18 protein-coding genes and 1 pseudogene are annotated in these 21,464 nt (G+C 68.9%); 5 read left to right on the forward strand and 14 right to left on the reverse strand.

Annotation, left to right across the window (positions count from 1 at the left end; all coding sequences use genetic code 11):
- The first annotated feature begins 88 nt into the window (after positions 1 to 88).
- On the forward strand, positions 89 to 1,054 hold the full coding sequence (locus AB0E69_RS09725) for a DMT family transporter (protein ID WP_360142183.1): 966 nt from the start codon (positions 89 to 91) through the stop codon (positions 1,052 to 1,054).
- Here the strand turns inward: AB0E69_RS09725 and AB0E69_RS09730 are convergent.
- Genes AB0E69_RS09730 through def form a run of 4 tightly spaced genes read right to left on the reverse strand, consistent with a single transcriptional unit; the run spans position 1,051 to position 4,924 of the window.
- A complete protein-coding gene (locus tag AB0E69_RS09730) occupies positions 1,051 to 2,043 on the reverse strand; it encodes a DMT family transporter (protein ID WP_360142185.1) in 993 nt (330 codons plus the stop codon). The genes AB0E69_RS09725 and AB0E69_RS09730 overlap by 4 nt on opposite strands.
- 42 nt (positions 2,044 to 2,085) lie before the next feature.
- Positions 2,086 to 3,450, reverse strand: coding sequence for a transcription antitermination factor NusB (locus AB0E69_RS09735; RefSeq protein ID WP_360142187.1), 1,365 nt, complete (start codon positions 3,448 to 3,450; stop codon positions 2,086 to 2,088).
- Positions 3,447 to 4,379 (reverse strand): methionyl-tRNA formyltransferase, encoded by a 933-nt coding sequence (gene fmt, locus AB0E69_RS09740; RefSeq protein ID WP_360142189.1) that lies wholly within the window; start codon positions 4,377 to 4,379, stop codon positions 3,447 to 3,449. Before fmt ends, AB0E69_RS09735 begins: the two co-directional genes overlap by 4 nt.
- The gene (gene def / locus AB0E69_RS09745) at positions 4,376 to 4,924 is read right to left on the reverse strand and encodes a peptide deformylase (RefSeq protein ID WP_360142191.1); all 549 of its coding nucleotides are present in this window, start codon (positions 4,922 to 4,924) and stop codon (positions 4,376 to 4,378) included. The genes fmt and def overlap by 4 nt, the downstream gene beginning before the upstream one ends.
- A gap of 161 nt (positions 4,925 to 5,085) precedes the next feature.
- Here def and AB0E69_RS09750 point away from each other — a divergent pair, with 161 nt between their 5' ends.
- Complete coding sequence (locus AB0E69_RS09750; RefSeq protein WP_360142193.1) at positions 5,086 to 6,411, forward strand: hypothetical protein; 1,326 nt, start codon at positions 5,086 to 5,088, stop codon at positions 6,409 to 6,411.
- Complete coding sequence (locus AB0E69_RS09755) at positions 6,411 to 7,568, forward strand: hypothetical protein (protein ID WP_360142195.1); 1,158 nt, start codon at positions 6,411 to 6,413, stop codon at positions 7,566 to 7,568. The genes AB0E69_RS09750 and AB0E69_RS09755 overlap by 1 nt, the downstream gene beginning before the upstream one ends.
- On the opposite strand, the gene AB0E69_RS09760 is transcribed toward AB0E69_RS09755, so the two are convergent.
- From AB0E69_RS09760 to AB0E69_RS09775, 4 genes and pseudogenes are all read right to left on the reverse strand, one after another.
- A complete protein-coding gene (locus tag AB0E69_RS09760) occupies positions 7,565 to 8,077 on the reverse strand; it encodes a DUF1707 domain-containing protein (RefSeq protein ID WP_360142197.1) in 513 nt (170 codons plus the stop codon). The genes AB0E69_RS09755 and AB0E69_RS09760 overlap by 4 nt on opposite strands.
- Positions 8,078 to 8,155: 78 nt before the next feature.
- On the reverse strand, positions 8,156 to 8,773 hold the full coding sequence (locus AB0E69_RS09765; RefSeq protein WP_360143012.1) for an HAD family phosphatase: 618 nt from the start codon (positions 8,771 to 8,773) through the stop codon (positions 8,156 to 8,158).
- Positions 8,770 to 9,507, reverse strand: coding sequence for an Lrp/AsnC family transcriptional regulator (locus AB0E69_RS09770; protein ID WP_360143014.1), 738 nt, complete (start codon positions 9,505 to 9,507; stop codon positions 8,770 to 8,772). Before AB0E69_RS09770 ends, AB0E69_RS09765 begins: the two co-directional genes overlap by 4 nt.
- Positions 9,508 to 9,622: 115 nt before the next feature.
- A pseudogene (locus tag AB0E69_RS09775) lies at positions 9,623 to 9,838 on the reverse strand (AsnC family protein); the annotation flags it as partial.
- 124 nt (positions 9,839 to 9,962) lie between these two features.
- Between AB0E69_RS09775 and AB0E69_RS09780 the strand changes: the two are divergent.
- The gene (locus AB0E69_RS09780; RefSeq protein ID WP_360142199.1) at positions 9,963 to 11,225 is read left to right on the forward strand and encodes an MFS transporter; all 1,263 of its coding nucleotides are present in this window, start codon (positions 9,963 to 9,965) and stop codon (positions 11,223 to 11,225) included.
- Here AB0E69_RS09780 and AB0E69_RS09785 read toward each other — a convergent pair.
- On the reverse strand, positions 11,200 to 12,453 hold the full coding sequence (locus AB0E69_RS09785; RefSeq protein ID WP_360142201.1) for an MFS transporter: 1,254 nt from the start codon (positions 12,451 to 12,453) through the stop codon (positions 11,200 to 11,202). The genes AB0E69_RS09780 and AB0E69_RS09785 overlap by 26 nt on opposite strands.
- A gap of 95 nt (positions 12,454 to 12,548) precedes the next feature.
- Between AB0E69_RS09785 and AB0E69_RS09790 the strand changes: the two genes are divergently transcribed.
- Positions 12,549 to 13,538 (forward strand): helix-turn-helix domain-containing protein, encoded by a 990-nt coding sequence (locus tag AB0E69_RS09790; RefSeq protein ID WP_360142203.1) that lies wholly within the window; start codon positions 12,549 to 12,551, stop codon positions 13,536 to 13,538.
- On the opposite strand, the gene AB0E69_RS09795 is transcribed toward AB0E69_RS09790, so the two are convergent.
- From AB0E69_RS09795 to AB0E69_RS09815, 5 genes are all read right to left on the reverse strand, one after another.
- Positions 13,535 to 15,562, reverse strand: a complete 2,028-nt coding sequence (locus AB0E69_RS09795) for a primosomal protein N' (RefSeq protein WP_360142205.1) — start codon at positions 15,560 to 15,562, stop codon at positions 13,535 to 13,537. The genes AB0E69_RS09790 and AB0E69_RS09795 overlap by 4 nt on opposite strands.
- 93 nt (positions 15,563 to 15,655) lie before the next feature.
- Positions 15,656 to 16,849 (reverse strand): methionine adenosyltransferase, encoded by a 1,194-nt coding sequence (metK, locus tag AB0E69_RS09800; protein ID WP_360142207.1) that lies wholly within the window; start codon positions 16,847 to 16,849, stop codon positions 15,656 to 15,658.
- A gap of 188 nt (positions 16,850 to 17,037) precedes the next feature.
- Positions 17,038 to 18,150 (reverse strand): winged helix DNA-binding domain-containing protein, encoded by a 1,113-nt coding sequence (locus AB0E69_RS09805; RefSeq protein ID WP_360142209.1) that lies wholly within the window; start codon positions 18,148 to 18,150, stop codon positions 17,038 to 17,040.
- An 879-nt stretch (positions 18,151 to 19,029) separates the two neighbouring features.
- Entirely contained in the window at positions 19,030 to 19,797 is a 768-nt protein-coding gene (locus tag AB0E69_RS09810; protein ID WP_360142211.1) for a dihydrofolate reductase family protein, read from the reverse strand.
- 89 nt (positions 19,798 to 19,886) lie between these two features.
- Positions 19,887 to 21,314 carry an MFS transporter gene (locus AB0E69_RS09815; protein WP_360142213.1) on the reverse strand — a complete coding sequence of 476 codons (1,428 nt, stop codon included), beginning with the start codon at positions 21,312 to 21,314 and terminating at the stop codon, positions 19,887 to 19,889.
- Between the last annotated feature and the right edge of the window lie 150 nt (positions 21,315 to 21,464).

A 21,464-nucleotide genomic window follows, 5' to 3' on the forward strand; every position in this document is an offset into this window, starting at 1 on the left:
GCTACGTGCTGTTCATTACTCACCAAACTCTGCCCGATTGCGGATAAAGATCCCCGAAGTGTCCCCGGCGTAGTGCAAGATGTCAGGAGTGAGCGCACCTACGACTACTGACACGAGCAGCGACAAGATTCCGGTCGCGTCCTGGCTTCCGACCATGCTGGCCCTGGCTGCCATCTGGGGGTGCAGCTTCCTGTTCATCTCGGTCGGCGTGCGCGAGCTGCCGCCGCTGTACCTGGCCCTCGGGCGGGTGATCGCGGGCTCGCTCGTGCTCCTCGCGATCCTGGTCGTCAAGCGCGAGTCGTTGCCGCGGGACCCGCGGGTGTGGGCGCACTCGTTCGTGGCCGGCGCGATTGGATCCGCGATCCCGTGGACGCTGTTCGGGTACGGCGAGCAGCGCATCCCCTCGCTCCTGGCGGGCATCTGGAACGGGATCACCCCGCTGATCGTGCTGCCGATCGCCGTCCTGATCTTCCGGACCGAGACGTTCTCGGTGCAGCGCGTGCTCGGTCTGCTGATCGGGTTCACCGGGATGCTCGTCGTACTCGGCGCATGGCACGTCGACGGTGGCGCCGACCTGCTCGGTCAAGGGTTGTGCATGCTCGCGGCAATGTTCTACGGGCTCGCGATCCCTTACCAGAAACGGTTCCTGGCCGGGTCGTCGTTGTCGGGCACCACGCTGTCGGCGACGTTGTTGCTGTGCGCAACGGTTCAGCTGGCGATCGTGGCGCCGATCGTCACCCGGCAGGCGCCGCCGGTGCCGTGGTCGTTGTCGATCAAGGTCGTGCTGAGCGTGGTCGCGCTCGGTGCGCTGGGCAGCGGGCTCGCGTTCGTGCTGAGCTTGCGGAACATCCGGCTGATCGGTGCGAGCCGGTCGTCGATGGTGACGTACCTGATGCCGGTCTTCTCGATCGTGGTTGGCGTGATCGTGCTGCACGAGCACATCGCGTGGTACCAGCCGGTCGGCGGCCTCGTCGTACTGCTCGGCGTTGCCGTGTCGCAGGGTCTGCTCGGGTCGTTCCGCCGGAAGCCGTTGGTGGTGGCAGAGGCCGTCTAGGCGCTCCGCAGGTTGGGTACGGCGGCGACCACGACGGCGACGAGGGCGAGCAGGGTGCCGGCGACCACCGTCGAGGTGATCGGCTTGTCCGCCACGGGCAGGAACACGTCGATGAACAGGCTCGCGATGAGCTGACCGGCGATCGTACCGAGCCCGAGCACGAACACGCCGACCACGCGTACGACGGCGGCCGCGGCGCTGATGAAGACGACGCCGCACGCGCCGCCGAAGTACAGCCAGGGCTCGCTCGGCAGGTGCCGCGGCGTACCGCGGAACGCGAGGTCGACGACGAAAACGAGCAGCAACGCGGCGAACCCGACCAGGAAGTTGACGACGCCGGCGGCGACTGCGCCGTACCCGTCGGCGGAGGCGGTTCGTGCGACGCGTCCGTTGATGGCCTGCTGTACGGCGGTGCCCACACCGCCGAGCGCGGGCAGGACGGCGAGGAGCAGTCCATCGGGGTGGGCAAGCTGACCGGATACCGCCAGGGCGACCGCGACCAGCGCGACCGCGGCGCCGACGACGCGCAACGTGGTGAGTTGCTGGGGGCCGGCAGGTCCTAGACCGATCCGGTCGACAACGAGGCTGCTGATCGCCTGGCCGGCCACGCCTGCGACCAGGAACACCGCGACGCCGATCACCGAGACAGTGATCGACTGGGTGGCGACGAGGAACGCGCCGGCGAGGCCGCCGAGGCACTGGTACCAGCGCAGGCCGCCGTACCCGCGCATGGGGGTGCGGATCGTCTGCCAGACGTTCGCGAGGGCTTTGCGGACGCGTGGGATCAGGGCGGTGGCGATGAGCAGGAGCAGCAGGCCGGTGCCGAACGAGATCAGCGCAGCGGGTACGCCGTCGCCGAGGATGCCGCCGAGCTCGCCGTTGAGCCGCGACTGAACGGCGACCAGCATGCCGATCCCGAACGCCGAGGCCAGTCCGACGACCTGACGCCGCCGGGTCGCGGGGGCAGGCGGTGCGGCGGTTGTTGTCACGTCACTATCATGACCGACTCATGCATTAGGTGCTGACTGGGGTCAGGTTCTCCTGATCAGCGCGAGGTACATGGCGTCGGTTCCGTGCAGGTGCGGCCAGAGCTGTACGTCGGGGCCGTCGCCGAGGTCGGGCACGCCTGGGAAGAGTTGGCGGGCGTCCTCGAGCTTCGCATCTCCGCGCCGAGCGAGCACCGCGTCAACCACCGCGCGGGTCTCGTCGGGGTGCGGGGAACAGGTGACGTACGCCGTCACGCCGCCGGATCTGGTGGAGGTGATCGCGGAATCGAGGAGGGCTTCCTGGAGCGGACGGAGCTCCTTGACGTCCTCCGGGGTACGCCGCCAGCGCGCCTCGGGCCGCCTGCGCAGCGCGCCGAGCCCGCTGCACGGCACATCCGCCAGCACCCGGTCGAACGATCCGGCCGGCCAGGTCGGCTTCGTCCCATCCCCGACCAGCACCTTGTGCTCCCCCGGGATCGCCCGCAGGTTGGAGCGAACCAGCTCGGCCCGATGCTTCAACGGCTCAACCGCTGTCAGCTTCCCGTCGCGTTGATAGGCCAGCGCCGCCAGCAGAGCCGACTTCCCGCCAGGCCCCGCACACAGGTCCAGCCAGTTCGCGTCGTCCCCCTCGATGACCGCCGACGCCAGCGCAATCGCCACCAACTGCGACCCTTCATCCTGCACACCGGCCCGCCCAGTAGCCACAGCCTCGATCCGCCCCGGATCCCCACCCTGCTCCAACACAGCCGCATACGGCGACCACCTCCCCGGCGTCGCACCTGAGAGCTCATCCACCGATGCCACCCCAGGCCGAGCCACCAACGTCACCCGCGGCGGCTCGTTGTCGGCGTCGAGGAGTGCCTCCAGCTCGTTGGGGACAACGCGGTCGAACGCGTCAACGACCCAGCGGGGATGGGCCTTCGCGATGGCCAGGTAGGCCAGCTCATCGTCCTTCGGAGCAGTGGTCGAGATCCACTGGTCAAGGGTGCGTTGGCTGATTTTTCGGAGTACGGCGTTGACGAGGCCGGTGCGTTTCTGGCCGAGTTCGGATCGGGTGAGGGTGACCATCTCGTCGACGGCGGCGTACGAGTCGACGCGCATGTTGAGGAGTTGGTGGGTGCCGAGGCGGAGCATGTCCAGGAGCTCTGGGTCGAGGTCCGCGAGCGGCCGCGACACGCTGCGGGCCAGGAACGCGTCGTACGTACCCTGCCAGCGGAGCGTGCCGTGGACGAGCTCCGTACAGAAGGCAGCGTCCCGACCGCTCAGTCGCGCCTCGCGGAGGGCCTTGTTGAGGACGAGGTTCGCGTAGCCGCCCTCGCCGGTGACCTGACGGATGACCTTGTACGCGACCCGCCGCACACCGTCCGGCCGACGCTGCGGTCCACGATTACGAGGAGAACGATCACTCACGCGGCCGGACCCAGCCGATCCTCGTCGGTCAACCGGACCCCACGGGCCCAGTCCGCCGCCGCCATCGGCTTCTTGCCCTGCGGCTGCACCGTCACCAACTCGACCGCCTTGCTCCCGGTGCCGACCCGCACGCTCGACTTCGTCGCCTGCAGCTCACCCGGCTTCAGCTCGTCGTCGGTGAGCTGTACGGCGAGCACCTTCAACCGCTCGCCTCGGAACATCGTCCACGCCCCCGGCGCCGGGTTGCACCCACGCACCAGCCGATCCACCCGCTGGGCCGGCGCGGTCAGATCCAGCTCGGCGTCCTCGACGTTGATCTTCGGCGCGAGCGTGACCCCGTCACGCGGCTGCTCCCGCGCCTCCAGGATCCCGGACTCGATCCCGTCCAGCGTGTCCACGAGCAGCTTCGACCCCGACACCGCGAGCCGGTGCAGCAGATCACCCGACGTGTCCGACGGACCGATCGGCTCGGTCAGTACGCCGTACACCGGACCCGCGTCGAGCGCCTTCACGATCCGGAACGTGCTCGCTCCGGTGACGTCGTCACCCGCGATGATCGCGTGCTGCACCGGCGCCGCCCCACGCCACGCGGGCAGGACCGAGAAGTGCAGGTTGATCCAGCCATGCGTCGGGATGTCAAGCGCCGCCTGCGGCAGCAGTCCGCCGTACGCGACCACCGGGCAACAGTCCGGCGCGATGTCCCGCATCCGCGCGAGAAACTCCGGGTCGCTCGGCTTGACCGGCTTGAGGATCTCGATCCCACCCAGCTCCTCGGCGTACTGCGCCACCGGCGAAGCGACCAGCTTCCGCCCCCGCCCCGCCGGCGCATCCGGCCGCGTCACCACCCCGACCACCTCGTGGCGACTGGCAACAACCGCCTCCAACGCAACAACCGCAGCCTCCGGCGTACCGGCAAAGACGACTCTCACAGTCCAAATCCGTTCGTGGGGTGAGGCGAGACCTTGAGGCGGGGTGGGCCGCCTAGGCCGGTCCAGTCGGCTTCGCGGATGGCTTTCATGGCCTGTTTGCGGGTGGCGGTGTCGAGGCGGTCGACGAACAGGATGCCGTCCAGGTGGTCGGTCTCGTGCTGGAGCGCGCGGGCGAGCAGCTCGGAGCCCTCGATCACGACAGGGTCGCCGTACATGTTGAAGCCGCGGGCGACGACGGACAGCGCGCGGCGGCAGTCGAAGGTCAGGCCGGGGATGGACAGGCAGCCCTCCGGGCCGAACTGCTCGTCGGCGGACAGCGTCAGCTCCGGGTTGACCAGGTGCCCGAGGTCGCCCTCGACGTGGTACGTGAAGACCCGCAGCCCGACGCCGATCTGCGGCGCGGCCAGGCCGGTGCCGGGCGCGTCCTGCATGGTGTCGGTGAGGTCCGCGACCAGGCGGCGCAGCTCGGCGTCGAAGTCGACGACCGGGTCTGCCTTGGTGGTCAGGATCGGGTCGCCGAACAGGCGGATGGGTTGAACCGACAACAGAATCTCCACAGCGTCGCACCAGGCAGGACTGCGCAAGTCTAGTGCGCCGGGCGCGGGTGCCGGAGCCCGGAGGCCCCTGTCGTTTGTTGCCACAAGCACGTACTGTGGTCTCAGGCGTACCCTCAGTCACTGCCGTCACACGCCGCACGGGAGACCCAATGCTCACAGCAGCACGGGGGGCAACTCTGGTCCTCCTCGGTGCCCTGGTTACCCAGCTCGCACCGATCACCGCCCAGGCCTACGAGCGCGACCCGGAGTACACCGGCCGCCCCACCTCGGTACCGTCCGCCACACCGACCTCGGCGCCAACCGGCGTACCTTCGTCGCCGCCGTCCGACGGTCCGGCTGGTACAACTGGTACGCCAACGGCCCAGCCGGATCAGCCGGTCGGGGAGCCTCCCGCGGCCAAGTCGTGGAGCCAGGTGGTCGACCAGGTGACGGCTACGTCGCCCGGCGACGTGCAGGTGCGGTCCGCCAGCGCGTCCGAGCAGGCGAAGTCGATGCTGCGGTGCTTCAAGCTCGACTCGGAGAACTACTGCCTCGGACTGGGCTTCGTCGACCAGGTGCCGACCGGTGCGCAGGTGGAGGCGATGATGAGCCCGCCGAGCGTGCGGGCCGAGGGCGATGCCGGGGTTGAGCAGGACATCCCGACCGGGGATCTGACGCCGGCCGCGTTCGTCGAACAGCGGGCGGCGATGCCGAAGAGCGCCCGGGTAGGCGCCGAGCTGGACGAGATGCAGGCCGCCTGGGACGGGCGGGCGAAGGCGCGGGAGCTGCGACTGATGGCGGAGGCCCAGACGACGGCCGACCAGCGAGCTTCGGCCGCGCCGGCGCCGACTGCCAGTCCTACTGCTACGCCGACCCCGACTGCGACGCCGACCACGCCGGCCACCACACCGACTGCGACGCCGACCACTGCGCCGAAGCCGGTCGCTTATCCGGCGTCGGCGTACATCATGAAGGGGTTCCAGACCTCGCAGGAGAAGGGGTACTGGTGCGGGCCGGCCACGTTCCAGTCGATCGACTGGGCCGATGACAACCAGAAGGACACGCAGTCGTCGTGGGCCAAGGACCTCGGCTCGACGTCCGGCGGTACGTCGATCTCCTCGATGGTGAAGCAGACCAACGCGAAGACCGCGTGGTCCAAGACGGCCGGGACGTACGTCGTCCAGAGCGTCTCGGGCTGGAACGCGCAGACCTTCTTCACCGTGCACCAGAAGCACTTCGCGGTCTACAAGGCGCCGGTGATCGAGCACGTGCAGCTGCTGAAGCGGTACTTCCCGTACCTCGCGTTCAACCACAGCGGGCACTACCAGGTCGGCCGCGGGTACGACAAGGCGAACGGCACGATCGCGATCTTCGAGGTGTTCAACGAGCGCCGGTTCAACAGCCGCGGGAACGTCACCGACGGGCCGCGGAACATCCCGGCGAGTGCGCTGTTCAACGCGACGCTGGCCAACACCTTCCAGAACATCGGGCTGTGATGCGACGCCGTACCGTTGCCCTGGGCACCCTGCTCGTGCTGGCCGTCGCCGGCTGCTCGTCCACCAAGGACGGAGCCGCACCGTCGGGGACACCAACATCCGGAACGCCAACGTCAGTCGCGCCAACGTCGGGGATGCCAACGGTCGCGCCCTCGACCCCGCGGCCACCGACCGATACCGCGCTGCCGGCTTGGGCGAAGGTGCTACGGCAGCCGATGGACGGTCAGCACCTGGTCACCCAGCAACGCCGGTACGTCGTCACGCGCGGCAGTGACGAGGCCGGGACGACGACGATCGTGGACCGGACCAGCAAGAAGGTCGTGGTCCGGCATGTGCCCGCGGCCGGCTTCGTGGCCCAGTCGCCGGTCGTGATCGACGACCACTGGGCGCTGATCCAGGACATCCGCTCGGACGGGTCGGATCCGCAGATCAAGGTCTTCCGGTACGACCTCGCCACCGGCCGGGTCGCGAGTCTGGGCGCACTGCCGCCGGTGTCCGAGCCGGAGATCGGAGCGTACGACGGGACGTTCGCCTACAGCTCCACCGACGCGAAGAACCGCTCGTGCCTGATCGTGGCCGACCTGGCGACGCTCAAGGCTCGCCCGCTGACCTGCGTCGCCGCACCCGGTTACATCGCCGATCCGGTGGTGTCCGCGGACACCGTCACGTTCAGCGAGATCATCGCGCCGGAGACTGCGCGCCGGTGCAAGCGGGTGATGACGGCCGCGCTCGCGGGTGGCGCCGTACGGCCGGTGCCAGCGGCAACCAACTGCATCCAGTGGAGCGGCGCTTCGTTGGGCGGGGCAACGGTGTGGTCGGAGGTGAGCGCGTCGGACCCGGATCAGTACCAGAGCAAGGCGTACGTCCGTGAGTCCGGTGACTCCCCCGCTCGCCCACTCGGCCCGATCGTCACAGACACAATCCTTGCCTGCAACAACTGGATCCTTTGGGAGACACGAACAGTCGGCCCGACCGGCGACGAAACCTACTCAATCCAGCGTTGGCGCCCGGGCCTCCCCAAACCGCAACAGCTGTACGGCGGCAAACCCGGCGTCGCCCTCACCCCGATGACCTGCCAGGACAACACGATCTACGTCGAGGCGGCCTACCTCTCAAGCTCCCCGCAATACACGGAGACAATCTCTGCACCGGTCTAGCGCCGGGCGTGCCGGATGCGGAGTCTGCCGAAGCCTAGGGTGCCGGTGATGCGGATGCGGGGGCCGGCGCCGTTGGAGTGACGGGGTGGTTGGTACTGCGAGTCTTTCATCGCGGTGTGGACGCCGTCGACGTTGACGACCGCGTCGCGAGGTACGCGGATCGTGGCGCCGCCGGTGCCGAGCTTGAGCTCGATGTCCAGCTCGTGGTGCTCGAAGATCGCCCGGGTCAGGTCCAGCTGCACGCGGCCGAATGCCGACGCGACTGTCAGCCTCCGCGGCACCTGCCAGGCGCCGCTCCGGCGGATCCGACCGGTCGCCGCACCGATCCGGAGCGAGCGGCCGGGGTCCGACGGCGGCAGCGACGCGATGGCCCGGTCGATCTCGTTGTGGGTGGTCGCGCTCAGCACCTGATGCAGCCGCTGGTCCATCTCGTCGTGCGACAGCCGGCCGTCGGAGTACGCGTCCTGGACGCGCTGGACGGCGGCCTCACGGTCGATCTCCCGGATCACGGGCGAGTGCTCTTCCGGTGCGGAGTCACACCTCAAGCGTAGTACCGCCAGGTCGCGCGGTTCAGGCGGCGCGTTCGGTCAGACGGCGAGACCGCGGGCCTGGAGTTGGTGGCGGAGATTGGCGGCCGTGGTGAACTGCTCGGCGTCGAGGCCGACCGCGCGGGCGCCGTCGACGTTGTACTGCGTGTCGTCGGTGTAGAAGGTTCGCTCCGGGGTCAGCTGGTAGCGGTCGATCAGGATCCGGTAGATCTTCTCGTCCGGCTTCACGGTCTGCTCGGCCCCGGAGACGACCTCGCCGTCGAACCCGGTCAGGATCGGGAACGCGTCCTTCGCCACCTGCCACTTCTCGGCAGAGAAGTTGGTCAGCGCGTACGTCGGGACGCCGAGCGCGCGAACCTCCTCGACCAGGGTCGCCGTGTCCTCGAACACACCCTTGACCATCTTCAGCCAGCCGCTGTCGTACGCCGCGATCCACTCCGCGTGCTCCGGGTGCAAGCTGGTGAGCTCGGCAACCGCCTCCGCCCACGGGCGCCCCTCGTCCTGCTGGTGATTCCACGCCGGGGTGGCGACGTTGGTGAGGAAGTGCGTCCGCTGCTCCTCGTCAGGAATCAGGTCGCCGTACAGGTAGTCGGGGCTCCAATCCAGGATGACCCCACCGATATCGAACACCACCGCATCAATCGTCCGCTCCGTCATGTGCGCAACCCTACGAGACCGGGTGTGAAGGGCGCGGCCGCTTTCAATGTCCGGAGTACCGGGACCGTTTCGATGGACGTGATGTGCTCGATCGCGCCGACTCGTTCGATCAGGTACTTGTGCAGTGCCTCGGGGTTGGCGCAGAGGGCCTGGGTGACGAGGTTGGTCCGCCCGGTGGTCGCGGCGACGAACGCGAGCTCGTCGTGCTCGGCGAGGGCTCGGCCGACGCGGTCCAACTGGGCCGGCGGCACCGACAACCAGAGCATCGCGCTGGTCGTCGCTCCGAACACGCCGGGATCCACGTCCACATCGAAGAAGATCGCCCCACTCCCCTGCAGCTCCTCGATCCGCCGTGCCACCGTCGCGGTCGACCATCCGGTCCGCCGCGCCAGTTCCACCAGGCTCGCGCGCCCGTCCTTCCCGAGCTCCAGCAACAACTGGCCGTCCGAAGCCTGCAGCTCCCGTCCGGCTTTGGAGTCGGTGACCGAGAGAGCGGTCTCTTGGGTTGGGCTGAGGGTCTTGGCGCGAGCTCGCCAGGCGGTAGGACCGCCGACGTAGAGGTGGAGCAGGTAGTGGGCCGAGACGGAGGTGATGCCGGCCGTCCTGGGGATGTCGTGGAGGAGAAGGGTGTTTCCGTCGGTGGGCGTGGTGTGGACGATCGAGGACGATCTCGGTACCGCCGGCCGCGAGCTTGATCCAACTGGTGTCGGGACGCCGGGACAGCGCCGCCGCAAGATCCTGCGCGGCTTGCGGCGCTGCAGTGAGCCTCACCAGCCATAGCGAGCGCCCCGCGATCTGAGGATCCGGCAGTCCGACGACCCGCAGCCCCGCCTCGGTCCGCAGCCGGTTGAACCGCCGCGCCACCGTCTGCGTCGAGACCCCGAGCACGTCGCCGATCCGGCTGTACGACGCCCGTCCGTCCACCTGCAGCGCGTGTATCAACCCACGATCAATCTCGTCCAGCACGAGAAAATCATCACCTAAAGCAGGCCGTGATGGAAGATTCCGACGAATCTTTCCATCCAGATGGAACAGCCGAGCGCCCAGGACCGATCGTCGAGGCATGACAAACGAGCAGACGTCAACTGCCCCGAGGGGACGCCCACAGGACGCGGTAGAGCGCGTACTCACCCCAGATCCGCCCGTCGAAAACCGACCGACGCGGGACTGGGTGCGATGGATCGGATTGGTGGGGGTGTTGATCGCGGAGGGGATGAACTTGCTGGACGCGACGATCGTGCAGGTTGCGGGGCCGGTGATTCATGCGGAGCTTGGCGGGCGGGTCGGGGACATTCCTTGGTTCAGCGCGGCTTATACGTTGGCGTTCGCAGCGCTGCTGATCACCGGCGGCCGGCTGGGCGACATGTTCGGGCGACGCCGGGTGTTTGTGGTTGGTGTCGCTGGATTCCTGGTGATGTCCGCTGCCTGCGCGGCTGCGGTCACACCGGGGTTGTTGATCGGAGCTCGGGCTGTGCAGGGGGCGACGGCGGCGCTGGTGATTCCGCAGACAATTGGGCTGATCAGGGCTGGTTTCAGCGGTGCGGCGCTCTCCAAGGCCTTGGGGACGATCGGGCCGGTGATGGGACTTGCGGGCATCTCAGGCCCGTTGCTGGGTGGGTTCATCACCGACGTGAGTTCCTGGCGAGCGGTGTTTCTCGTGAACGTGCCGCTCGGGCTGATCGTTCTGGGACTGGCGAAGCTGCTCCCTGAGTCGAAGGCACCACACCGTCCGAGACTCGATTGGGTGGGGACACTCCTGCTGGCGGCCGGGACGGCGCTGGTGGTTTACCCGGTATTGCAGTCGCGAGATTGGTGGGTCCTTGGAGCCGGCGTCATCGTGCTCGGCGTGTGCGTGTTGCACCAACGCCGGCGCAAGGACGGTCGGCTGATCGAGCTGAGCCTGTTCGAGCATCGCGTCTTCGCGCCGGCATTGCTCACGTCGACGCTGTTCTTCGGCGTGATGAGCGGCGTGACGTTGGTCGTCGTACTGCACGAGCAGCTCACGCTGCACCACACCGTCATGCGGTCCAGCCTCACTCTGCTCCCCTGGTCCGCGGTCACCGGCATCGCGTCGCTGGTAGCAGGCCAGTGGCTGGTCACGCGGTTCGGTTCCCGGCTGATGTACGTCGGACTCGGCGTACTGCTGGTCGCCGTTCTCGTCGCGCCGTACGCGTTGCTCCCCGCGCTCGCAGCGGCTGGTGCCGGCGTCGGGCTGTTCACGACCGCGTTCTTCACCGAGGCGTTGCAGCGCGTCCAGCCGCACGAGACGGGCTCAACCGCTGGGTTGCTGAACGCGGTACAGCAGTTCGGCGGGACGCTCGGCGTCGCCGGGTTCGGCACGCTGTTTCTGCGGCACCCGGCGACGCTCGAGCGCCCCTTCTGGCTAGCGGCTGCGGCCGTGGTGGCGACCCTCGCGACCGCTCACCTCATGCGGATGCCACGCCCGCGTTGACTTCGGCCGCGGCAGCTTCGGCCGCGGCGGTTGCCTTGGCCCGGGCGTGGAGGGCCGGCGCCAGTGACCACTGGCCGACAGCGATCACCAAGCCGAGGACGGCGCAGCCGATCCAGGTGACGGCCGGGCCGAAGTGCTCGAGCGAGGTCGGTCCGGCGAGCGGACCGACCACCGTGCCGACGCCGAACGCCATCCCGCCAAGACCCATGTACCGGCCGCGGAGATCGATCGGCGCAAGATCCGCGAACACCGCACCGATCACCGCGGCGAACCCGATCTCACCGATCGTCCACACCACGACCGACAGCCCGTACCCCCACCAGCTGTGCACCACGGCACCGAGCCCGAACCCGAGCCCCACCACCAGCATCGACGTCGCCAGTAGCTTCGGCCGGTCGAACTTCGCCAGCCACCTCCCGAGGAACGGCTGGACCAGCACGATCACCACGCCGTTCAGCGCGATCACGAGCCCGTAGATCTTCGAGGAGAGCCCGTCGTCCGACATCGCCAGCGGCAGCGTCGAATACCCCTGGAAGTAGATCGTCGCGTACCCGACCTCGATCAGCATCATCAGCAGGAACACGGTGTCCCGCAGCGCGACGCCGAGGAAGTTCCGCTGCGGAGTGCTCTCGTCGAGCACCGGGCGGCTCTCCGGAACCATCGTCCAGATCACGATCCCGGCGATCACCGAGGTACCGGCGTTCAGCCAGAACAGCAGGCCGTACCCGAGCGCCGCGAGCGCACCCGCGCTCACGGTGGAGACCGAGAAACCGAGGTTGATCGCCCAGAACAGCAGGCCGTACGCGCGGACCCGCTCGGCCGGCTTGAGCAGGTCCGCGACCGTCGCCTGGACCGCCGGCCGGAACAGATCGCCGAGCAGGCCGACGAGAAACGCCGTCGCCCAGATCATCGCCATCGAGCGCGCCGACCCGAGCAGGATCAGCGCCGCGCCGGTTCCGAAGAAACAGGTCAGCATCGTGAACCGGCGGCCGATCCGGTCGGAGAGCGTGCCGCCGACAAGCTGAGCGGCGACAGAGCCGGCGCCGACGGCCGCGGCGACCGCACCCGCCGTACCGGCCGACAGGTGCCGGTCGTGCGTCAGGTACAGAACGAGAAACGGCTGGACGAAACTGCCCAGCCGGTTCACCAATTGGCAGACCCAGAGCGCCCAGAACGCGCGCGGCAGGTCGGTGCGGGCTGGGTTGCCGACGGCAGCGACTGCGCTCATGTTTCCACTGTCCAGCGTGGTTCCGGTCACTGTCGACGATTAGGGTCAGCGCTAATCCGCTGGTCAGGTCGGATCACTCGTTCTAGGCTGATCGAGTGATCACGATCAGACTGAGTGCCGAGGACGTCGGGCGGATCCGGTTCGCGCTCTCGCCGGTCTGGGAGGCGGTGACCAGCGTTCGGGCGCTGAGCAACAACACTGCCCGCAGCGTGCACGGGCCGTGGCTGCGGAAGGTCCGGCCGACGATCCAGGGCGACGACCTGACGTTGCTCAGGGCACTGATTCCGCCGGTCGGCTACATCCCGGACTTCATCACGCCGGCGCCGCCGCGGCGGTCGACGAGTCTAGAGTCGGGGCTGGCCGCGATCGCGGCGACCCCGCACGATCTCGTCGTCCGCGAGCTCGTGCAGCTGAGTGAGGAAACACCGAACCCGGTGCTCCCGGAGCTGATCGGCAACCCGGAGCGAGCGCTCGACCTGATCACGTCGGCGCTCGAGACGTACTGGAGACACGCGATCGAGCCGGACTGGCGGCGGATGCGGGCGTTGCTGCAGGAGGATCTCGCGTTCCGGATGGACGAGCTCGCGAGCGGCGGGATCGAGCGGCTGTTCCGGAACCTGCATCCCTCGATCCGGTACAGCGCGGACCGGATCGAGATCGACCGGCCGTTCTGCTGCGACGGCGTACCGATGGCCGGGCAGGGTGTGCTGCTGGTGCCCTGCGTGTTCACCTGGCCGGCGGGCCTTGCGGTGACCTCGGCACCGCACGTACCGACGATTACGTACCCGCCGCGTGGGCTCGGGCGGCTGTGGGAGAGCCAGAGAGACACAACGGAGTCGCCGCTGGCGGATCTGGTCGGGCGGACGCGGGCGGCGATCGTCGGTCATCTGGATCTGCCGATGTCGACGACGCATCTCGCGCACCAGCTCGGGGTGTCGGCACCGACGTTGAGCGTCCACCTCAGCATCCTGCGCAACGCCGGTGTGGTCGACTCACGGCGTGACGGGCGAGCGGTCCTGTACTACCGCACTCCCCTGGGCAGTCAGCTCCTCGACGCCTCCACCCGCCTCGCCTCAACCGCCTAACCGAAGCTCGGTGGATCCACCTGGATCCGGACCGAGCCCGGGGACTTCTTCGTGGTGCGCGTTGCCTGGGCTTCCTTGAGCGCGCGGACCAGCGCCGTGCCGTGGGCTCGCGGGGTTCGTACGATCGCCCGGACCGTCTCGTCGTCCACGTCCACCGGCCCGAGGACCTCGAGCCCGGCGGACGGCGCGAGCAGCGCTCGAAGATGTGTAATCAGGTCAGCAACGGAGTCCGAAGGACCGGTGACTTCGGCAAGCTTCGCGGCGGGCGCCAGCCGAGCCGAGCGACGATCCTCCACCTCGCGGGTCGCATAACCCTCGGGACTCCAGCGGACGATGGCTTGCAGTTGCAGCGCGGACGGGTCGCCGACGAGGATCACCATCCCGCCCGCGCCGGCCGGCCGGACCAGCGCGGCGGCGTTGAACCAGCGCCGTACCGCCTCTTCCGGAGCGCGCAGATCCGGTCGCGCGAGCATCAACCACGTGTCCAGCAACAGCGCGGCGGCGTACCCGCCCTCCGCGACCGGCTCGGCTCCCGGCGTGGTCACGATCAGCGCCGGCTCGCCAGAGACAACGTCCAGCATGTTGTCGCCGCCCGAAGTACGCACGAGAACACCCGGGAACGCTCTCCCGAGCTCCTCCGCCGTACGCCGGGCCCCGATCACCGCCGCGCGCATCCGGGTATCGCCGCACTCCGGGCACCGATGATCGGCCGCGGGCCGCCCGCACACACTGCAGCTCGCCGGCCCAGATCCACCGGTACGGCGCAACGCCCCGCCACACGTCGCACACCGGGACGGCGCCCGGCACGTCTGGCACACCAGGCTCGGCAGGTACCCGGCGCGCGGCACCTGCACGAGCACCGGCCCGGTCTTCAACCCGTACCGTGCAATCTCGAACGCCCGCGACGGCAATCGCGCCGCCCGCGCCGACGGATCCCGGGCCAGATCGATGTCCGACTCCCCCGCGATGTGCACCGACGGCGCTGCCGCCCGGATCGCCTTCCGGTCCGCGATCAGCTCGTGCGCGAACCCGGACTCGATCAGCGCCGCCGCCTCTGCGGACCGCGCGTACCCACCGATCAATGCCGCGCACTTCTGCCGGAACGCTCGCAACAGCAGCACTTCCCGCGCGTGCGGGTACGGCGCCCGCGGTTCGGCGTACGAGTCGTCGCCGTCGTCCCACAACGCCACCAGCCCGAGGTTCGCAATCGGCGCGAACGCGGCCGCCCGCGTCCCGATCACCACGCGCGCACAGCCGCGCAACGCCGCGAGGAACGCGCGGTACCGAGCCGTCGGCCCAAGATCCGCGGACAGCGAGACGAATCCGCTCTCCCCCAGCACCTCCTTGCAAGCCTCCGCCAACCGCGCCAAGTCCCTCGCATCCGGCACCAGCAGCAACGCACCGCGCCCCGACGCGGCACACACAGCCGCGGCCTGCGCAAATGCGATCGCCCAGTCCGCACCCGGTACGGCGGTCCACACCGCCCGCGGCGCCTCCGCCCGCGCGACCGCATCGAGGAAGCCGCTCGGGTACGGCGACCACTCCGACCGCGACGTCGACACCGGCGGCCGGGCCGGCTGGTCGCACCGCAGCGGCTCGCCCTCGACCTTCGCGTGCCGTGGCGGTACGGCGAGGCGGGTGACGTCGGCGAACACTCCGGCGTACCGGTCGGCGACCGCGCGGCACAGATCCGCGATCTCCGGCGTCAGCACCGCCTCGGGCGACACGACCTTGCGGATCCGGACCAGCTTGCCGTCGTGGTCGGACTCCGCACGCCGCTCGAGCACGAACCCGTCGAGGTCCTTACCGGCGAACCGGACCTTCACCCGGGCACCCGGCTGGGCCGCCGCGGCCAGGTCCTCGGGCACCAGGTAGTCGAACGGCCGGTCCAGGTGCGGCAGAGAGACGTCCACCGCGATCCGTGCCACCGGCAACGACTCGGTGATCTCGGCCGGTTCCTTGGTCCGCGACTTGCGCACAGTCTTCCGCAGCAGCGTCAGTTGCTCCGGCTCGTGCGATGTCACCGTGAAATGTTAGTCGGCCGAGCCGACACTTCGTGGGAGGCCTGTGGACAACGCACGAACGGCCCGGCACTTGCCGGGCCGTTCACGCAGTACTTACTGGGTGACCGCGGCTTTGAGGGCCTCGACGCGGTCGGTGCGCTCCCAGGTGAAGTCCTCGCCGGTGCGGCCGAAGTGGCCGTTCCGCGCGGTCTGGGCGTAGATCGGGCGGAGCAGGTCCAGGTCGCGGATGATCGCGGCCGGCCGCAGGTCGAAGACCTCGCGGACCGCGTCGGCGATCTTGGCGACCGGCACCTTCTCGGTGCCGAACGTGTCGACGTAGAAGCCGACCGGCGCGGCCTTGCCGATCGCGTACGCGACCTGGCACTCGACCCGGTCCGCGAGCCCGGCGGCGACGATGTTCTTCGCCACCCAGCGCATCGCGTACGCCGCCGACCGGTCCACCTTGGACGGGTCCTTGCCGGAGAACGCGCCACCACCGTGCCGCGCCATCCCGCCGTACGTGTCGATGATGATCTTCCGCCCGGTCAGCCCGGCGTCGCCCATCGGGCCGCCGATCTCGAACCGGCCGGTCGGGTTCACCAGCAGCTTGTAGTCCGCCGAGTCGATGTCGAACTGCTCGAGCACCGGGTCGACGACGTGCTTCTTGATGTCCGGCGTCAGCATCGAGTCCAGGCTGATGTCGGCCGCGTGCTGGCTGGACACCACCACGGTGTCGATCCGGACCGCCTTGTCACCGTCGTACTCGACCGTGACCTGGGTCTTGCCGTCCGGCCGCAGGTACGCGAGCGTGCCGTTCTTGCGGACCTCGGAGAGCCGCTCGGACAGCCGGTGCGCGATCGTGATCGGCAACGGCATCAGCTCCGGCGTCTCGTTGGACGCGTAGCCGAACATCAGTCCCTGGTCGCCTGCCCCCTGCAGGTCCAGCGCGTCCTCCGACGCGGCCGAGCGCGTCTCGTACGCCGTGTCGACACCCTGAGCGATGTCCGCCGACTGGCTGCCGATGGCGACCTGCACCCCACAGGACGCACCGTCGAAGCCCTTCAGCGACGAGTCGTAGCCGATCTCCAGGATGCGCGACCGCACGATCCCGGGAATGTCGACGTACGCCGTCGTGGTGACCTCACCCGCCACAACGACCAGACCCGTGGTGATCAAGGTCTCGACCGCGACCCGGCTCTTCGGGTCCTCGGCCAGCAACGCGTCGAGGATGGAGTCGCTGATCTGGTCAGCGATCTTGTCCGGGTGACCCTCGGTCACGGACTCGGACGTGAAAAGGCGCCTCGCCACAGTTCTCCCTCGGTTCCTCTTGTGCCGCCCGGCCATGTGCTGGTGCGACCGCGCGATCCCCCCATGCACCGGCGGTTGGCGATGCATCTTGGGAAGTATGCCAGCAGTTTCCGCCCGCGTCCCGGTGACGCTCCGAATTCGTCCATCATATGGGAATGGCGACCACATGTCGGACGCCGAGGCGGTTTTCAGGCGTGCGCGCCGACCGTTACCTCGCCGAGTGTGAGCGACGGTACGCAGCCCAGGATGGCAGCAAGGCGGTCCACCTCAGCCTCGAGCAGCCCGCGCCGGCGGCGGTTGAGCGGGCGGAGTGCTTCGACGGTGACGTGGAGTGCACGACCGGTCTTTCTCTGGTGCCAGACGCCGGCGACGATGCCGTCGATGAGCAGGAGTGGATAGTTGCCGGCTTGCCCTCGGGCCGTCGCCCGGGCGAACGCCTTGCCGGGGAAGAGCAGCTCGCGCGGGTAGCTGCCGACGCCGTACGCATCGAAGTACGGCAGCAGGCGGAGCTCCGGGATTGACTTCTCGGCGAAGTCGTCGTCGCCTGCGGCATACCAAACCGTTTGGTCTGCTAGCCGGCCCTTCGGGAGATCGGCGAAGTACGGCTTGACGACGGCCGGGGTGGTCTTGAGCCAGCGCGCGAAGTACTGCGGGGTCGAGGGGCCGTAGGCGTGGAGGTACCGGTCGAGCAGCTCGATGAGCGCCTTCTCGGCCGGCATCGGCTGGAACGGCTTGAGGCGATGAGGGTTCGAGTACGTCGTCTTGCGGCCGCGCATGGGTCCGTAGCAGAGCACACCCGCGTTCGCCGCCACCGAAATCGCCTGCCGCCACCGTGCCCAGGCCCCCTGGAACGCCGGGATCGTCGGCTCGCGCGCCCAGTCCCCGGTCCGCGCAACCACCTCCTCCGTCAACTCGTCGACGGTCAGATCGTCGTGCGCGAGCGCTTCCCCCACGGCGGCAACCACCTTCTCGACCTCGGCCGGCGACATCCGGATCGGCACCGGCTGGGTCGACGTACCCGGAAGAGCCGAGAGCGCGCCGGTCCACATCGGCAAATCCGCCAAGGGCAGCAGGTGCACGGTCCCCCGCGGCCCGAACGTCTTCACCAGCCCTGGGTCCTGCTGCACGGTCTCGCGAGTAGCCTCCTTCACCCGCAGTGCCACCGACACCTCACCCGCCGCCTGGATCTGCGCATGAGCCCCACACATCCCCCGCACCGCCTCAACCGCACTCCCCGCCTGCGCGGCAAGAAACTGCCTCTCCATCCGCCGCGCAACAACCCCACGCCAACTGATCTCCATACCCCCGACGCTAACCCCCAAAGCGGACACCTTCTGACCTAAAAGCAGCCCACGCCCCCTACGCAGCCGCTAACTTCGTCGCTCCGTTCCTCACCGCGCCCTGCTCCAGGAGCTCCCACCCGCCCCCGGCTCAGCGCCGTATCTGCCGGCTACCGCGGGCGTGCGACAACCTCAGGTGTTCGCGCCCCGATCAACTACCCGAGCAGACCCCGACGCGCCGACTCCGCGGACTCCTGCGTCGCCCGCTCCGCCGGTGCTCCCAGGAACCCGGACCCGCGGGGTCGCCTACTCCGGATGAGTCTGGTGCGCAGGCGACCCCAGGTGTCCTCTGCAACCGCTGAGCCCGGATCGGGCTGGTACGCAGGCGACCCAACGCGTGCAAAGGCTCCGCTATCCGATCCCCGATACGCATCGCGCGGGTGTGGCCGCCTGGCGATCCGCAAACCTGCGTTCGTCCATCGATCAGGCGCTGACCGCCCGACCGCTCCTCCGCTGCTCACCGTGGCCGCTCCACGCGCTCCCACCCACCCCCGGCTTACGACGGAGTTGCCGGGAACCGCCGGCGTTCGACTACGTCAGTTGGTTTCGCTCTCATCCCATACCCGACCGGACCGCCGACATCCCGGCTCCGCGTCCTGCCCCGGTCGCCCGCTACGCCGGTGCTCCGGAGAAGCATCGTTTCGCGGAGGGGGTTCGGGGACGGGCGTGCGTTGAGCGGAGAGACCGGCCGGGTCTCCGCGAACCAGTGCGTGGTGGTGAGAGCCGCAGATGGCGACCGCTCCGGTCGTCGTGCTGGTTTGATCGGTGGAGTTCAGCGTCCGGCCTCGGCGTAGTGCAAACGGACCGAGCAGGCTGTGTCGTGACCTGCTGGAGTGGAGGTCAGTGTCCAAGCACCGCGTAGTGGAGGCGGATTGTGCCGGTGGTGTCTGTGTGGGTGGAGAGTAGTTGGAGTTGGGCTGGGGGCTCGCCTGGGGCTGGGGGTGGGCCGTCCGTGATGGATGGGGTGTCTAGGCCGCCAACGAGGGTGGGGGCGAGTGTTACGTGGAGCTCGTCGATGAGGCCTGCTCTCAGTAGAGCGCCGTTGAGGCCGCCGCCTGCGGCCGACAGGATGCAGGCGATGCCGAGCTCGGTGCCCATCGCGGCGATGGCCTCCGCGAGGTCGACTCGGTGCTCGCCGACTACGAGGTAGCAGATGCGTTTTCGGCGGAGGTAGGCGAGATAGTCGGGCGGCGTTGAGCGCGTCACCAGGACCAGGGCGTCCCAGTTCTCGTTGTCCTCGGTCCAGCGCACTCGTCCGCGGCTGTCGACGACGGTGAACCACATGTGCGGCGGCGAAGGCTGTTCGGTGATATCCGCCGGAAGGAAGTGCTGATAAAGCACAGCAGCGTCACCGTCGTACTCCGGCAGCTTCTCCGGGACCTCGTCCTCGGTCACCAGGCTGCCGCTGCCTTCGAGGACGGCATTGCACCCGTACTGCTGCCTGACCAGCTCAAGAACATCAATCGCGACCGGATCAGCAGCCGGCGGCGTCATCGCAGCCCACAGATCCGTATTCGGTTGGCGCATCGAGAGCGCGTCCCGCCTCAGCGCTACCTTCCCGTCCACACTGGCCCCGACACTGACCACCACCCGCGGCCGCTCCCGCATCGTGCCCTCCTCCGTTGCCGGAGAACAGACCTACCAGCCACCACCGACAAGTACTGGGCCGATGTCGGCCCAGTACTCGCGAGCGCCGATCACTCGTGCGGTTCTTCGAGGGCCTTGCGGGGCATCAGTGCGACCAGAGGGACGCTGAGCGCGGTCAGGCCGAGGACGACGATCAGGCAGATTCGCATCGCGTGATCAAAGCCCGAGTTCGCGGTCTGGAAGAAGATCGAGGTGACGCCGGCGGATCCGATGCCGGCGGCGAGCTGCTGGATCGAACTCATCGAGCCGCTCGCAGTACCGGCTTCTTCGGGGCTGATGTCGCCGAGGGCCACGTTGAAGACCGTGCCGTAGCACCAGCCCAGTCCGATGCCGATCACGAAGACGGCAGGGACGAGTGCCCACAACCCGACGCCGGTACCTGAGACGCTGACCAGCGCGAGTACCCAGCCGGAGCCGGCCAGGATGACCGCCATTCCGATGAAGACCAGGGTACGGCCGAGCTTCGCAGCCAGCCCGCCCATCGCGGCGAACGCAGCGACCATGACGCCCAGCGTCAGCGGAAGCAACGCCAGCGCCGCGCCGCTCGGCGAGGCGTGCAGTCCTTCCTGCAGGAACAGCGACAGTACGTAGACCAATCCGGTCGTGACGGCGAAGATGACGAGCCCGAGGATCATGCCGGAGGTGAATCCGCGGTTGCGCAGCAGCGACGGCTTGACCAGCGGCTCCGCGGCGGTCGACTGACGGCGCGCGAAGGCGGCGAAGAAGCCGAGGCCGGCGACGATCGAGGCGATCGGGACCGTGGTCCAGCCGTTGGTCGAGCCCTCGATGAGCCCGTACAGCAGGCCGAACATCGCGCCGCCGAGCAGAGCCGAGCCCCAGCCGTCGACCACCGTCGAGCGGTCGCCGTCGTCGTGCGGAAGGATCCTGCTCGCCACCGCGATGCCGATCACGCCCAGGACCACGTTGATCAGGAAGATCGGGCGCCAGGACAGCCCGAACAGGTCGGCGGTGACGATGAAGCCGGCGAGGACGGGACCGCCGATGCCGGCGATGCCGAGCAGCGGGCCGAACAGCGAGAACGCCTTGGTCAGCATCTCCGGCGAGAACGTCTTCGTCATGATCGCCATGCCCTGCGGGATCAGCAGCGCGCCGAACCCGCCCTGCGCGACCCGCGCCACGATCAGCAACGCCGGATCGGACGCGAGCCCCGCCACCGCGGAGGCGGCCGTGAAGCCGGCCATCCCGATCAGGAAGAGCCTGCGCTGCCCGTACTTGTCGCCCAGCCGGCCGCCGACCACGAGCAGTACGCCCATGGCGAGCATGTACGCCGTACCCAGCCACTTGATCAGCCCCGGCCCACCCTGCAGGTCCGCGGCGATCGTCGGTGCCGCGATATTCGTGACGGACGCGTCGATCACATCCAGCGCGTCGGCGAGCAGCACCATGGCCAGAATCGCCCACATCAACCGGGAGGACGCCGGACGAACAGCCGTCACAGTCGCCGCCACGGCCGTCATCGCGGCACCTGCGTTACGGTCGTCAGTTTCATGATCGTGTCCCTGCTCTCGAGGGCCGCACCCTCCTGGCCGGCCTACCCCCGCAACGAACCCCGCCGCCCCAATCCGACAACCAGGCTCGCGCCACCTGCAGATTGCCCAACCCACCGA

This window comes from Kribbella sp. NPDC026611 (genome assembly GCF_040638345.1).
Classification (GTDB): domain Bacteria; phylum Actinomycetota; class Actinomycetes; order Propionibacteriales; family Kribbellaceae; genus Kribbella.